Here is a 15,392-nt window from a genome sequence, read left to right as displayed (position 1 = left end):
TCCAAAATCGATCAATTGGAAACCAGCGGCTTCTCGCGGGCACCTTCGGCTTCTTTGATGGGCCACGTAACACGTTGCGGGCTTTGGTAAGGGCCGATCTTCTCCACGGGTATCGGTTTGAAGCCGAGTTTGAAGGCAGGTGACTCCGGTTTCAGGCGATAGTCGTCTTTGGTGGCATCAACGAAGAGAGGATCGGCGACTTTGGAGTTTTTATCCATCCCCAAAGCAAGCCAGGACTGCCATTCATCCATGGTCTCCACTTCTACGAGGCTGACATCATCCACGAAGACGGTGCCGCTATCTTGACGGACATCGATTCGTATCTTGAAGGCTTTCATCGCGGCGTTGTAACCTCTCTCACCAGAAGCAGGAGTGCGGAAGCTGAAGCTCGCTTCCTGCCATTCAGTGCCAACCTTCACGTCATTCGGACTGCTGGCCCAGAAGTAAATTTTGTCCACGTAGGACTGGAGCATGAGACTCACTTTGGTATCGGGTTTGTCGGCTTTGAACTTCGCTTTGAGATGGTAGCTCTTGCCGGGATGCACCGTGGCCATGTCGGCACTCACGTAGTTCAAGAACAAACCGCGACCACTGGAATCCTTCACCGGCGGAGCGGAATCGATGCGCAAGGCCGCCTTGCCATTCGCGTGCTCGGCGGTGGTCCAAGTGGCCTTGGCACGCGGTGGCTGCACCTGCCACTTCCAGTTCCTGGGTGATTGGCCATCCGCGCCTTCTTCGAAATCACCATTCACCACAAGGTTGCCGCCGATCTCCTTGCCATTGCCGCGCTCGCCCGTGAGCAACGGCAGACCGTGATGCCAGAACACATTGTAATCATACGCATTGTGCGAGTAAGGCACACTGCCCATGCGATACAGCTTCGCCGCCGCATTCGTATAAGAAACAATGTTCCGCGCGAAGAGATTGCCCGTCTGTATCTTCCCATCCGCCAGCACCGCGTTCGTAGGATGCAGATTCATGTTCCGCATATTCTTCCACGCCGGTTCATTCATCACAGATTCGTAACCCGTGATCATCGTAGGCAGGTGATCTTTCCAGAACCGCGACGTGGAAACCCATCCGCTGTATTCCGCCTGATACAGCCCGTTGTCGATGAATACATTGTTCTCAATCCGGTTATCGCGACCATTGTGCAGATGCAATCCAGCCCGCGAACACCGTGCCACGATATTGCCGATCACATCGACGCCGCCCGTATTGTCATCCAGATAAACGCCCCACGCAAAGTGCGGCGATTTCCACACGCCATTTTCCTGACCGTAACCGAGGATGTCGTGGAAGTAATTATAACGGATCACCGTGCCGCGCGAGGAGATCCAATCGCGGCCACCCGTGTAAACCGCGCCCGTATCCTCTGTCTCCAGGTTCACATGACGGATCTCGTTATATTCCAGCACGAGATTGTTTCCGCTGAACATGATGCCCATGCGCGGCCCGTCATGTATGAGATTGTGCGATGCACGATTCCCCACGCCATACAAGCCGATACCCACGCCCTGCTTGTAGAACACGCCCACATGATGGATGTAATTGTTCTCCGCGTAATTCTCCGCCGAAGTCAGCTTCTTGCGATCACCGCCTGAGAGGAAGACACCCGTGCTGCCGATCTCCGAAATATCGCAGCCCACCACGCCATTCCGATAACCACCGCTCACTCCGATACCGGAACCATTATAGTCCCCCACATTGCGCACGATGCTCTTCGCGATCACACAATTCGTCGTGTTGCGCAACGAGATCGCCGTGCCTTCCGCGCATTCAAACGTGATTCCCTCGAACATCACATTGGATGCCCCATCTGCGATATCGAGAATCGTGCGCAAACGCGGCGCGACCACTGTCTTCCCTTCCAATGATGAAGGCGGCCAGAAATACAACGTCCAGGTTTGGCGATCCAGATACCACTCGCCCGGTGCATCCAATTCCTCGAACAGATTCTGGAAGTAATAACGATCCGATGGCCGGATAGCATACGACGCATCCGCCGTCAGCGTGACCTGTCGCGCCGCCCTGTCGATTGATGCGATGCGCACGATGTTGTTCCACCAGTTGTAACGCGGAAAAACGAACACCTCGCCTTCCTCCGGCTTCGCCCACGTGCGCGCATCCGTCGTTTTGAATTGGAAGGTGCGTTTGCTCTCGTTCGGCACATCCTGATACATCGGGATGTATTTGCCATCCGCATACGCCCAGCCGCCACCGTAGGGATTGCTCGCGTCGTAGTTCGGATACCGCGCCAGATGCTGGCGTTTGCCGTCGAAGATCAATTGCCGGAAGTAAACATTCTTGAAACCTTGCGCCCCGACATCCGCTTTCAAGATCGCGCCCTTATGTACTGTGAAGTTGGTGATGGCCGAACCGCCCACGAAGATCGGCTGCTCCTGCTGATACGCGCGATAAATGACCGGGGCATTCGTCGTGCCGAAATCTTCCTTGCTCAGTTTCAGCGTGTCCTTGAATTCATAAAGCCCGCCGCGCACATGCACCGTCTGCGCTTGGCCCGCTCCGCCGCCCTTCAACTCCGCTCGCACCACATCGCGCGCCTTCACTAACGTCGCCAGTGGCCCATCCGTTTTCGTCGCATTCGGCGCAGGTAACTTACCCGTCCACGCATCATTACCTTGCGGGCTGACATAGAAATCCGCCGCGCTTACCGTCGTCACAGCACCTAAAACCAAAGTGGCAAAAAGACTCCGTAAACACATACGCATCATCATCGTGACAAGATAGACGCCAAGCCACTGAATTTTCTTCGAGAACCTGTTGCACGGGCAGACAATCATGTGGAGCGTCGATTTCCGAATCGGCGAGAGTGCGTTGGGATGATTGTCCTCACGAGTCCGCGGCGAAGCAACTGCGCGTCCGATGTAGAGAAGCGCGAGGTTAGGTCAAAAGAAACTCGCCCTTACTTATTGGCCCGTCAGTGCAACTGACCTACAGCCCTAACAAATCCCGCTGCCACTTCATCATCTCCGGCAACGTCTTCTCCGGATCACGCGCCAGCGCCTCCAATGTCGCGCGACTCGCGATCAACGTCGGGTCCAGCTCCAGTTCCGCCGCTACCTTATCGCGCTTCTCCTGATACTGCGCCGCCTTCTGCTTCTGCTCCTCCGTCGCGGAAATGAACTTATGACGCGGCTTATCCGGCCACTCATTCTGCGGCACCGCGAGTCCCCGGCTTACCGCCGTACGGATTCCATCTCTCCTCCGCGGATGCAGCTTCGGCGAGAGAAACCCTTCCCACGGCTCCCCATTGATCGCCGCGAACGCGATCTCGTTCATCGTATCGTGGCTCAGGATGAAATACGGCGGGCGATTAGCCGCCGTCGCTTCCTTCTCTCGCCAGTAATACAGCTCGCGCGTGATCGCCAGACCTTGGCGCGGCAATTTGTTCGAGCCCTTCACCCGCCACACCGTGTTCGGATCGGAATCAAACGGCTGTGAGTAATCCTTGATCATCTGCGCGCACCATTCTTCCAGCCACGCGAGACGTCCCTTGCTGTTCAGCAGGTCCACGAAATGTTGACGGAGCTTGAAGAGATACTTCGTATCGTTCCGCGCATATTCCTCCATGCGCGGCGTAAGCGGGCGCTGCCCCCAATCCGCCTTCTGCGGCCCCTTATCCAGCTCCACGCCGATGATTGTCCGCACCAAATCCCCGAGCCCAAATTGCCGCATTCCCGAAAGCCGCGCCGCGAGCATCGTATCGAACAACCGTGCTGGCCGGAACTGGTAGCAATGGCACAGCATCTTCAGATCGTAATCCGATCCATGCAAAAGCAACTCCTTATCCGCCAAGACATTCCATAGCGGCGCAAGGTCCAGCTTGCTCAGCGGATCAACCAAGTCATCCGTCCCCGGCAGGCTGATCTGGATGAGGCAGACCTTCGCGGGATACGCGTGCAAGCTGTCCGCCTCCGTATCCAGCGCGATCACTTCATGCGGGCGAAGCGATTCTACCAGCCGATTCAATTGTTCCGGGTTGTTTATCAATGCTTTACCTAAGACGCCGTGGGATAACTGTCTGCTTCAAACGAAACTTGCACGTGTCGCTAACGTGAATAGCCGCCACCCGCCAATCGGGGCAACTCTTTTTCCAGAAAAATACGCATACATAGTTTCCCACACGTTGACCGCCTCCATAATACGCCTTAATTTGCCCTTGGGTAGTAAGACTTTGACGCCCAACGCCATGCCAGCCCACAACCTAGTCGATATCGTCCCACACCTCCAGGTCGCCATCGGCCCGGTCATCCTCATCTCCGGCGTCGGCCTCCTCCTGCTCACCATGACGAACCGCCTCGGCCGCACCATCGACCGCGCCCGCATCTTGGCCAAGGAATCCTCCACGACACCCTCTGACAAACAAGCCGCCCTCCACGAGCAAGTCACCATCATCTATCGCCGGGCGAAACTCCTCCGCCTCGCCATCGGACTCGCCGCCGGTTCTGCTTTGCTCGCCGGACTGCTCATCATCAGCCTCTTCATCGGTGCGTTGTTGGAAACAAACATCGTCCTCATCATCGAACTCCTCTTTGCCGGCAGCCTCCTCTCCCTCATCAGCTCGCTCGTCGTCTTCATGTTCGATATCAACCTCTCCCTCCAAGCCCTCCGCCTCGAACTAAACAGCAACAAACTCCTCGACTAGGAGCCCGTGTTGCCCGGCATCTTGCCGGCAGTAAGTTGCCTCACAAAACTAAGCCGCATTTCGTAATGAACCGGCTCGCATCCGTATCCCCCATCTGCGCTGATCTGCGTCCATCTGCGGTTAGCCCCCCTTTCCGTGTTCCATCCGTGAAATTCCGTGGCTAAGCCAAAATCGCCTTGATCACATGCCCATGCACATCCGTTAACCTAAAATCCCTCCCGCCGAACCGGTACGTCAGCTTCTCATGATCCATGCCCAGCAGATGCAGCACCGTCGCGTAAAAATCATACAGCTCCAGCTTGTTCTCCACCGCGTAATACCCCAGATCATCCGTCGCGCCATACACCGTCCCGCCCTTCACCCCGCCACCCGCCATCCACAAGCTGAACCCGAACGGATTATGATCCCGCCCATCGCTCCCCTGCGAAAACGGCGTCCTTCCGAACTCACCCGAAAAAATCACCAACGTCTCATCCAGCAATCCTCGCGCCTTCAAGTCCCGCACCAGCGCCGCGATCGGCTGATCCACCTGCCGCGCCATGTTCCCGTGCCCCACTTGTAATTCCCCGTGCTGATCCCAAGGGTTCGCCGATTGCCCCGCCCCGATCTGTTGCGGCAGGCAACTCAACTCCACAAACCTCACCCCGCGCTCGATCAATCGCCGTGCCACCAGCGCCTGCTTGCCGTAAGCTGCCGTCGGCGCGTGCTTGGACTCCAAGCCGTACATCCGTTTCGTTTCCTCCGTCTCGCCGCTCAGATCGCACAACTCCGGCACCGCCGTCTGCATCCGATACGCCGTCTCATAATTCTGGATCGCCGCTTCCACCGCCGTCTCCTGTGATGTCCGCGCGAACTGCTCATCCATTCCCTTGATAAAACTCAACCGCTGCCGCTGCAACAGATCGCTCTCTTTCGGTTTGATATTCGCCAGCGCGGGTGTTTCATCCACGCGGATGAAACTCGCCTGATGCTGCGCGGGCAAGTAACCGTTGCTGTAAATCCCCACGCCCCCATGCGGCGCACCCGCTCCCCCGCTCTGCAACACCACGAAGCCCGGCAAATTCTGATTCTCACTGCCGAGCCCATACGCGATCCACGCTCCCGCACTCGGATGTCCCATGAAGGGAAACCCCGTGTGAAAATAATAATTCCCCTGCGCGTGCTCGTTCACCTTGCTCGTCATCGAGCGGATCACCGCCATGTCATCCGCCAGTTCCGCGATCTTCGGGAACAGGTCCGTCATCATGATGCCGCTCTGCCCGCGCGCCTTCGCCGTCCACGGGCTCTGCATGATGTTCCCGTTGTTATTGAACATCGTCGGCTTCACCGGCACCGGCATCGGCTGTCCATGGCGCTTGATCAACTCCGGCTTCGGATCAAATGAATCCACATGCGACACCCCGCCGCTCATGTAACACAAGATGACATTCTTCGCCTTCGGCCGATAATGCGGCGCGATCACCGAGCCCGACGCAAACGCCTTGTCCGCCAGCAATGAACTCAGCGCGAGCGAGCCGAAGCCCAGCGAGCAACGCCGCAACATATCCCGCCGCGAAAGTTTGTTGTGTATAAACGGATTCATAATCACCTCACCGGATATAGATAAACTCCTTCAGATTGAACAACGACTGCGCGAAGTCCTGCCACACTGCCTCGCTCTTCAATCGTTCCGCCGCTGCCACATTCTTCTCCGCCCCCAATTGCGCCAGATACTCCGCACATTGCTTTAACTCAGCAGCCGAAGGCGTGCGTGCAAACGCCAGCTCAAACATCCGCCGCACCCGCGCCTCTTCTGTTTCATCGCGCGCGATCAATGCCTTTGCCCAACTCTGCGCCAACCCGATCACGAATGGATCATTCAACAGCGTCAACGATTGCGCCGGGACATTCGTCGCATCGCGCTGCCCCAACGTCGTGAACGGCTTCGGCGCATCGAACACTTCCAGGAACGGATTCAGATTCGTCCGCCGCACCGCCAAATAAACACTCCGTCGCGGATTCACATTATTAAAGACCGGCGGCCCGAACTGCTTCGCTTCCAGTTTCCCCGCCACCGCCAGGAGTGAATCCCGGATGCTCTCCGCCTCCAATCGCCGCACGCGATAATGCGAGAGCAAATCATTCGCCGCATCCAACTGCCTCGCTTTCTCGGATGGCTCACTGCTCTGCTGCCAAGCTTGTGAAAGCATTAATGTGCGGATCAGCTTCTTCTCCGACCAGCCACCCTTCACCAATTGCGTCGCCAGATGATCCAGCAACTCCGGATGCGTCGGCTCCGCCCCCAAGCGCCCGAAATTATCCACCGTCGCCACGATCCCGCGCCCGAATAGATGCTGCCAGATACGATTCGCCATCACCCGCGCCGTCAGCGGATTCTTCGCATCCGCGATCGACTCCGCCAATTCCAGCCGCCCTGTATGATGACTTTTATCTCCTTTAAAACCAAAGTCCGCCTTACCCAGCACTTGCAGAAACCCGCGCGGCACCAAGTCCCCCGGTTTCAGATGATCCCCGCGCGGCATCAACGGCGCATCCTCACCCACCGTTTCCAAGACACCCGGAGCCCTGCGTGCCACCGGCACTTCCGCCTCCAGCTTGCGATACGTCGCGATCAACGAAGCTCCATTGCTTCCAATCCCGTTCGCATCATTCGGCAACAACCCGCGCCGCACAAAATAATCCAGCAACGCCCGTTGCGGCTCCGTCATCGTATTGCTCTGCCACGCTTTGATCGCTGTTGTTAAAGCACTCTGATAAATCTTCACCAGCTCATCTGCACTCTTCGGCGCGGTCATCTCACTCAATCCCAAAGCCGGCATCACCTCATCTTTCGGCAACACATTGGAATTATGAAACACCACGTGTTCCACCCCGAACCAGGAACGCCCGTTCACCGGCGTATCTTTCGTCGCAAGTGGCCGCGTCAGATCATCAAATGTTCCGAACTCCAGATAAGCCCACGACCCCTTGCGATACGCCGTATCCAGCCGCACCCAGCCCGGCTCATCCTTGGTCAGGATCGCCTTCGGATAGATCGGGTTCATCGGCAGCGGATAATTATCCACGATCACCCGCACCATCGCGCCGCCACCGCCCAGCACCTTCACGCTGATGCTGTCCGTCTCGATCTTGAACCGCGGTGACGTGAATAGCGCCCCGTGCTTCTTGGTCAGCAGATGCGAATAAATTCCCGCTGGATAAATCCCATTCACCACCTCCACCCCATCTGCTTCCAAGGAAAACTCTCCCGCCTTCACTGCCTTGGCGGGCAAATTCTGTCCTTCGCGAAACCACTGTGCATCGTCACTTTTTGCCAGGTTCCATTTCGTGACGTAACCACTCGCATTCCCCTGCTGCCGCACCACCAGTTCAGCTTGTTGCTTCTGCATCCAATCCGTCCACTTATCTGCCAGCTCTTGGTCCTTCAACCCATTGAACTTCACCCACGCATACAGCGGATTAAACTCATTCCGTGTCGCCTCGTCGAAAGCCGCTCTCTGTCCCGCCTTGCTCGCCGCGATCGATTCCTGTTGCCGTTTCAGCTCCGCCAATTGCTTCGCGGCCTGCTGATACTCCGTCTTCTCCTGTGGCGTCATCACCGCCAGCAAATCCTCTTTGCTCACCCCGCCCGGCCCCGCTGAGAATGAAGCTCCCACTTCCTCCGCCGATAACGCACGATTGTATAAACGCCCCTCCTCAATCTCACCCGCAAGGAACGCCATTCCCCCGCCCGTATGCCGCCGCCCCAGCAACACATGCGCTTGCCCCGCTGTAAACATCGCCAGCTCTTCTTGCTTGGCCGCGAGCGAGTACGCCGCGCCATACGGTTTCCCATTCCGATAAAACGCGATGTTCCCATCTGCCGCATAAGTCACCGCCAGATGTATCGCCTCGTTCGGACTTGCCGTTTCCTGCGGTCCACCGAGCGTTTGCGAGCGCTTGAAATTATTGCTGCCCGGCACCCATTGCCTGCTCTCCTTCTCTGCGAACACCACCGCATCGAACACCCGCCCGCCGATGCTCTCCGTCGTGATCACGCCACCCGCGCGCTGTTGGAGATTGCTCAGATAAACCCATGCTTCGAGCGTCTTCTCTTTCAGATCCTGCTTGAGTGGCACCGATTCCATGAACGCATCCGTGCCATTCAAGATGAGTCGCCCATTCTTGATCACCGCACCGCCGCGCAGTTCTCCATTCAGGTTGCCTTTGGAATCTTTGGCATCGCCGTCAAAACTCCATTGCGCCAGCGGTTGTGCTAATTTTGCCACCGCTGGATTCTTCCCACGTGCCTCCCAAACACGAGCACTGGCCAACTGCTCATGCCATCTAACCAGCGAAGACAAATGCCCCATTTCTGGGGGCACTTCCATAAGCCCGCCATGATTCTTCTTCAGCTTCGCGGGCAATTCCTCGGCCACCGATTTCAGCCACGCCTCCGCCAACGCAGACTTCACTTGCGGCTTCAACGCCGCCAACTCCGCCTTGTTTTTGTTAAGCACCTCCGGCGCATCCACCATCACTTGAGCCGGACGCGAACTCGCCAGCACGCCATACATCGCATAAAAATCTTTTTGGCTGATCGGATCGAACTTGTGATCGTGACACCGCGCGCACGACACCGTCAGCCCTTGGAATGCCTTCGTCACCACATCGATCTGGTTTTCCACCGTCTTCACCTGCTCATCTAGCGTATCGATCGGCTGAAATCCGTGCTCGTTCAGGCGCAGGCTCGCAATGCCGATGCGCGATTCATTCAAGCCCTCGGCCGCATTGATGCGCGGTTTCGCCAGCAGATCCCCCGCGATGTGTTCCTTGATAAGCTGGTCATCGGGCACATCCGCATTGAATGCGCGGATGAGATAATCCCGATACCGCCAGGCATCGCGGATATCCGGATCGTTTTCGCTCCCGTGCGTCTCCGCATAACGCACCAGGTCCATCCAGTGCCTCGCCCATTGCTCGCCAAAAGAAGGCGAGGCCAGCAAGCGATCGACCACCTTCTCGAACGCTTTCGGTGAAGTATCCGCAATGAACGCGTTCACTTCCTCCGGCGTCGGCGGCAAACCCGTGAGCACAAACGTCGCGCGCCGGATCAAGGTCCGCTTGTCCGCCTGTTTCGCCGGTGCCAGTCCTTTCTCCTCCAACTTCGCGAGAATGAATTTATCCACCGGCTCGCTGGACCACTTCGCATCCTTCACCTTCGGCACCGCCGGTTCTTTCACCGGTTGAAAACTCCACCACTGTTTCCGCACCGTCATCACCTCATCCCACGAACCTGCCGCTACCTGCTCGCTGGGTGGATGGTCCCGTGGATCAGGCGCACCCTTGTTCACCCACGTGACGAGATCCTGAATCACCGCATCCGCAAGCTTCGCCCGCTTCTTGGGCATCTTCAGCTCGCTGTGCGTGTGCTGGATGGATTGGATGAAAAGACTCTTCGCCGCCTCGCCCGGAATGATGACCGGCCCCGATTCCCCACCCTTCATCCACCCCTCGCGATAATCCAGCCGCAACCCGCCCTTCGGCTTCTGCGCCCCGTGGCACTCGTAACATTCAGACACCAACACCGGTCTGATCTTCTTCTCAAAAAACTCCGCATCCGCCGCGCTCACCGCCGAATGTGCCACACCGGGCAACACCGCTCCCCAGGCCGCCAGCGCGACCGTCACCATCGGTAATAGCGTGCGCGTGTTCATTCCAAAAACTTTCTCGCCGCCTCATTCGCCGCCGCGATCATCACCGCGCCGAACTCTGCGAACCGGCTCGCCGGGATTCGCGAAGATGGTCCCGCGATCGTGATCGCCGCGATCGCATGTCCGTGATGATTCAGCAACGGTGCCGCCACACAATGGATGCCGTCAAAATGCTCGCCATGATCCACCGCATAACCATTCGCCCGGATGCGCTCCAGCTCGCCGCGCAATTCCTTGCGGCTCGTGATCGTGCGGTCCGTGTGTTTCTCCAGTTTAACCTGCGCAAGCAGCGGCGCCAGTTCATCTTCCGGCAGGAAAGCCATCATCGCCTTGCCCGGTGCTGCGCAGTGCAATGGCGCGCGCGACCCCAGATCCACGATGTATTTGAACGGATGCACCGAAGCGAGTTGATCGATCACCACGCACTGATCCTCCGCCAGGCAGCAAAGCTGTGTCGTTTCTCCCGTCGCCACCAGCACCTGACGCATCGACTCCACCGCACACTCCACCAGACTCCGCGAAGCCGCCTGGGGTTGCCCCAGTGAAAGCAGCTTCCGCGTCACAAAAAACTTTTTCGACCCCTCCTCACGCCGCAGATAACCCAGCTCCTCCAAAGCCGTCGCGATACGGAACGCCGAAGCCGCCGACACCTCCAACGCTGTCGTGATCTCCAGCAACGTCGCCCCCTGCGATTGCCGCCCGAGAAACTCCAACATCGCCAATCCCCGCTCCAAAGCCGGAACCCCAAGACTCTTCTCCTCAGCCTTCGCTGAAGATGAAGAGACAGGCACACGCCGCCCCGTTGGCAACTTCAATTTCATAGGTGAAAACGATTTCATATATGAAATCCATCCTAAACCCTCCTGTCAACCATGCATCTCCACTAAGTCCTGCTCGTCGTCTCCCCATCCTGTAGCCGTCGACATTAGTCGGCGCAAACTCTTCTCCTCTGAACGCTTGAAACTCTTGCTCATTCCGCAGCCAACGGCATTACCCTCTGCTCCACCCGCGCCTTTGATACTTCACTAGGACACGCCTGCTCCACCGCTCTCCTCATCTGCCCGAACCACCAGCTCGCCTGGCTGATCTTCCGATTCCGACGACTCACCGGACGGCATCCCACTTCCATCTTCAACTCGCTTTGTTCTGACAGTTTCATAATGAACCTTTTTGTTATCTTTCTGCGTCCACTATGCAGAGGGGGTAGGACAACGGCTGTCCATGCCTCCACTTTTTTGAAAATATTTAAAAACCTCCTAACTATTTGAAAATGAATGCGTTAAGTCTAAAATCCATCTATTAACCACAAAATCACCTCTCCCAATTCGCGAAGATTAGCGAAATTCGCGTCACCTCCTTCCCCCTATTCGTGCCAATTCGTGAAATTCGTGTCTTCTCCCTCTCCCAAATTCGTGTCTTCTCCTTTCCCCCTTCTTCATTCATCATTTCCCCATGCCCGCTCCCGAGACCTGCCCCAACTGCGGAGAAGACGTTCCGCGCAACGCCAAAGCCTGCCCTGAGTGTGGTGCCGACGAATCCAGCGGTTGGTCCGAGACCGCCTACGCCAGCAACCTCGACCTTCCCCTCTCCGACGAAGAATTCGACTACGAAGAATACAAAAAACGCGAATTCGGCCACGCCACCCGTCCCAACGGCCTCGCCTGGTATTGGTGGCTCACCGCCCTGATCCTGCTAATCCTGATAGCCTTCGCCTTCCTCCGCTAAAAATCGTCCTCGCTCTGAACCGTAGCCGCGGACGTTAGTCCGCGCTAACCTCCCTTCCGGTGTTCGAAGTTGGGCGTTGGATATTGCTGTTTCCCCGCCAGCCACAATCAACTATCCACCATCTACTTTTCACCTCGTTCCGCCACCATCAACTGCGTCCATTTCCCATTGTTCACATTGAAATAGATTCTCTTGTTATCCGCACTGAAGATCGGATGCGGATGCGACCTGCGCCACGACGTCGCCCCCTTCGATCCATCCACCTGATTGATCACCGCATGATTCGTCCCGCGCGCATCCATCACCACGATGCCCCATTCATTCGCTGGTCCCTTGAGCTTGTCCATCGTCACATCCGTCACGATCAATTTCGCATCCGGACTCGATGACGGATGCCCCGATCCCCAGCTCGGCAAGCCGGGGATCGTGCGACTCTTCCCCGTATCACTATCAATCATCATATTTCTGACTTCGACAATCGTCTTCGAATCCGGTGCCCAAGCCGGATGCCCCCAAACCTCGCTCACAAACAAAAATTTCTTCTCCGCCAGGTCATAACAGATCATCCCCTCCCGCTGACTCGCGCCACCACTGCGCGGATTCCCATTGCCCGGTGCCGCCATCTTGAAGAACACGCGTTTCAGATCCGGGCTCAATTCCGGGAAGAAAATGGAAACCGTCTTCTCGCCAAACTTCTTCTTGATCCAATCGCCGTACTTTTCTTTAACCGCTTCGATCTTCAGCACCTCCTTCGCCTCGCCCGTGTTCACATCCACCAGCTCCAGATTCTGATACCCGTTGATATCCCAGTGCAATCCATACACCGGTACCACATCCGCATACGGCTGGCTCCAGCTCGAGAGCCGGTTGCGCGCGATGATCTTCTCCACGCCCGTCTCGATATCCACCACCGCCACGATCCACTCGCCATTCCGCTCATCGTGAAACGCCACCTTCTTCCCCTTCGCCACCCATTGCTGGCACGCCGCCCGATGCGCATCCTCCGTGTTCACATTCCGCACCAACACCTTCTCCTCGCCACTCTGCCGGTTGCGTATGCAGATATCCCCCTTCTGCCCATTCGCCACCGTGGACGTGTAATACAAAACCCACTTCCCATCCGGACTCTCCGGGCAAGTATTGAAATACGAATGGATCACATGCCGATTCGTTTCACCTGACGCGGCAGAAATCTTCACTCCCGTCTTCCACCCGCTCAAAGGATCCTCCGCCGCTGAAGCACCCACCACTCCAGCACAAAGCGCCAGCAAAGCTAAAATTCGTCTCAAGGGCATACCTATCCCTACGCCGAGCCACGAAAGCGGGCAAGAAAACTCAATCGTGGAAATCACAATCGGTAACAAATGTTCTCCCTCTCCTCTCAACGAGGAGAGGGCCGGGGTGAGGAGTGAGCGAGCCAAGCGCCCTGTTACGCCTACCGAGAGACCTTCGACACAATCACTTCCTTCGTCTTCCGCGCGATGGAATAAAGAATGCCCGATTCTTTCTTGTCCCAATTGAACGCCTGTCCCTCCGCACTGATCGTCACTGTCCCCGTCCACTCCATCACCGAACCGCTCTTGGGAAATTCGAGAATATAAAGCTCCTTCGCATCATGCCCCGTGATGAACAGCTTTCCCTCTGGTCCGAACCCGCCACCGGAACTGCTGTAATCCCCGAACTTCTTGATCAACGCCTCCGGCAACGACCACTTCGCCAGCTCCTTCCACGCGTTATCGAACTGCACGATCCGCGTTTCCTCCGGCCCACGACCTGCCTCGCCGCCATTCTTCCGGTAATGCACAAAACACGCGATCCACCCTTCCCCCTTCCGGTCCAGCCACGTCAGCGACCCGATGTATCTCCCGAAATCATGCCGCCCGATGTGCTTCATCGTCGCCACATCCCAAATCTCCACCGAACTCACCATTGGCACCTTCGGAAAATTCGAATGCGCCCCATACAGCTTCCCCTCATGCACGAACCCCGCATTCAGATGGATGAAAGGCTCACCCTTTGCCGCAGTCCAACTGGCCACCTTCTCCCCCGTATCCTTCCGATACTTCCCGATCGCCTTGTTCGTGATCGCGTAGAAAAACTCCCCATCCACCGCCACCCCCTGATTCGCCTCCACCGCCGGAAACCGCCTCAATTCCTCATGCTTCCAATCTGTCTTCGCTTTCTCAGCAGACCATCCTGAAACCGCAGCCGCACAAAACACCCCCGCCATACCAAGCAACACCCGCCGCCGCGAAATCGGAGCGCCGATCTCCGATCCGGCGCGAATAACCGATCCTTTGGAATTTCTATAGCTCACAGATTACTCGTCTGATCTCCCCCTCCGACTTTCTCACCCTCTCACTTTCTTATCACTTCATCTGCTGCACCGCCTTATGCGCCGTCTCCTGCAGGAACTTCGCATACGCCGCATCCAGTTCCTTCGGCACGTATTTGTTCCCCACCACGCTCTCGCCGTAGAGCACCTCATACCACACGCACGCCCCGAGATACTCGCCCGCCAGATTCGCATGATGTCCGTCCATGCCCAGCGTCATCTTGTCATCCTTGCCCTTTGCCCACTTCCAGCCCACGTGCAATGAATGCGTCTGATCCGGCAGCTCCGGCGCAGTCGCCTTCTTCGAATCAAACTTCGTATCCGTCTTATAACCCCATTTCGTATCCGTATCCGCGATGAAAAACGCATCGCCTACTGGAATTCGTTTCGCACCCAGCTCCGCTGTGATCGTCTGGTATGCCTTGGCAAGCCCCTCATACATCTCCGCCTGCGTCTTCGGCTCGCCCGCCTTCGGTTTAGCCGCATTGAACCGCGGATCATCTACGCGATACGCCCACGTCTGATGCACCATCAACTGCGCCTGCGGTGCGTGCTGCTTGATGTAATCCTTCAACTGCCCCGCGAACGGTTGATACGTCTCCAAATTGTGGCTCTTGATGCTCGCCTGCTGGATCGTCACGTAATCCCACTTCTCCGCCAGCAGATGCTGCTTCAAGCTCTTCTTCCCGGAGTAATAGCCATTCGTCTTCGTGGAATCCGTCTCGAAATCTTGGAACTTCTTCGCGTGCAATTCCATCGACGCCCCACCTACCACGATCGGCTGATGGATCAACTTGTGTCCACCCGCCTCCACCAGATTCGTCAGATACCGCGTGGCATTGCGGGAAAAACTGTTCCCCACCGTGAGCAGCTTCACCGTCTTCCCCTCCGCCGCCTGCAACGACGACGGAACCACCGCGACAACCATCAACAACGCACCAACCAAAGCGATCAAACGAATTTTCATAGG

Annotated in this window: 11 protein-coding genes; 2 read left to right on the top strand and 9 right to left on the bottom strand. The window is 57.0% G+C overall.

What is annotated here, in order from left to right; translation table 11 throughout:
* Nucleotides 1-11: 11 nt before the first annotated feature.
* Together VGH19_23670 and VGH19_23665 are read right to left on the bottom strand one after the other, a co-directional pair.
* Nucleotides 12-2,738, bottom strand: coding sequence for a right-handed parallel beta-helix repeat-containing protein (locus VGH19_23670; GenBank protein HEY1174385.1), 2,727 nt, complete (start codon nucleotides 2,736-2,738; stop codon nucleotides 12-14).
* Between the two features lie 217 nt (nucleotides 2,739-2,955).
* Nucleotides 2,956-4,014: an HRDC domain-containing protein gene (locus VGH19_23665; protein HEY1174384.1), complete on the bottom strand. Its 1,059-nt coding sequence runs from the start codon at nucleotides 4,012-4,014 to the stop codon at nucleotides 2,956-2,958.
* A gap of 199 nt (nucleotides 4,015-4,213) precedes the next feature.
* Here VGH19_23665 and VGH19_23660 point away from each other — a divergent pair, with 199 nt between their 5' ends.
* Nucleotides 4,214-4,669 carry a DUF2721 domain-containing protein gene (locus tag VGH19_23660; protein ID HEY1174383.1) on the top strand — a complete coding sequence of 152 codons (456 nt, stop codon included), beginning with the start codon at nucleotides 4,214-4,216 and terminating at the stop codon, nucleotides 4,667-4,669.
* 160 nt (nucleotides 4,670-4,829) lie between these two features.
* Here VGH19_23660 and VGH19_23655 read toward each other — a convergent pair whose 3' ends face one another.
* The 4 genes from VGH19_23655 to VGH19_23640 all read right to left on the bottom strand — a co-directional run bounded on the left by VGH19_23655 (nucleotide 4,830) and on the right by VGH19_23640 (nucleotide 11,521).
* Nucleotides 4,830-6,251, bottom strand: coding sequence for a DUF1501 domain-containing protein (locus VGH19_23655; protein ID HEY1174382.1), 1,422 nt, complete (start codon nucleotides 6,249-6,251; stop codon nucleotides 4,830-4,832).
* 7 nt (nucleotides 6,252-6,258) lie between these two features.
* Nucleotides 6,259-10,365 (bottom strand): DUF1553 domain-containing protein, encoded by a 4,107-nt coding sequence (locus VGH19_23650; GenBank protein HEY1174381.1) that lies wholly within the window; start codon nucleotides 10,363-10,365, stop codon nucleotides 6,259-6,261.
* The gene (locus VGH19_23645) at nucleotides 10,362-11,183 is read right to left on the bottom strand and encodes an IclR family transcriptional regulator (protein ID HEY1174380.1); all 822 of its coding nucleotides are present in this window, start codon (nucleotides 11,181-11,183) and stop codon (nucleotides 10,362-10,364) included. Before VGH19_23645 ends, VGH19_23650 begins: the two co-directional genes overlap by 4 nt.
* Nucleotides 11,184-11,332: 149 nt before the next feature.
* The gene (locus VGH19_23640; protein ID HEY1174379.1) at nucleotides 11,333-11,521 is read right to left on the bottom strand and encodes a hypothetical protein; all 189 of its coding nucleotides are present in this window, start codon (nucleotides 11,519-11,521) and stop codon (nucleotides 11,333-11,335) included.
* Nucleotides 11,522-11,814: 293 nt separating this feature from the next.
* Between VGH19_23640 and VGH19_23635 the strand changes: the two genes are divergently transcribed.
* Nucleotides 11,815-12,087, top strand: coding sequence for a zinc ribbon domain-containing protein (locus VGH19_23635; protein ID HEY1174378.1), 273 nt, complete (start codon nucleotides 11,815-11,817; stop codon nucleotides 12,085-12,087).
* A gap of 122 nt (nucleotides 12,088-12,209) precedes the next feature.
* Here VGH19_23635 and VGH19_23630 read toward each other — a convergent pair whose 3' ends face one another.
* The 3 genes from VGH19_23630 to VGH19_23620 form a co-directional block, all read right to left on the bottom strand.
* The gene (locus tag VGH19_23630; GenBank protein HEY1174377.1) at nucleotides 12,210-13,382 is read right to left on the bottom strand and encodes a hypothetical protein; all 1,173 of its coding nucleotides are present in this window, start codon (nucleotides 13,380-13,382) and stop codon (nucleotides 12,210-12,212) included.
* A 140-nt stretch (nucleotides 13,383-13,522) separates the two neighbouring features.
* Nucleotides 13,523-14,404, bottom strand: coding sequence for a cycloisomerase (locus VGH19_23625; GenBank protein ID HEY1174376.1), 882 nt, complete (start codon nucleotides 14,402-14,404; stop codon nucleotides 13,523-13,525).
* Between the two features lie 52 nt (nucleotides 14,405-14,456).
* Nucleotides 14,457-15,389 (bottom strand): DUF4886 domain-containing protein, encoded by a 933-nt coding sequence (locus VGH19_23620; GenBank protein HEY1174375.1) that lies wholly within the window; start codon nucleotides 15,387-15,389, stop codon nucleotides 14,457-14,459.
* Nucleotides 15,390-15,392 lie beyond the last annotated feature (3 nt).

This window comes from Verrucomicrobiia bacterium, assembly GCA_036405135.1.
Taxonomy (GTDB): domain Bacteria; phylum Verrucomicrobiota; class Verrucomicrobiia; order Limisphaerales; family JAEYXS01; genus JAEYXS01.
The sequence above is the reverse complement of the archived record's forward strand: the minus strand, read 5'-3'. Positions and strand labels throughout refer to the sequence as shown.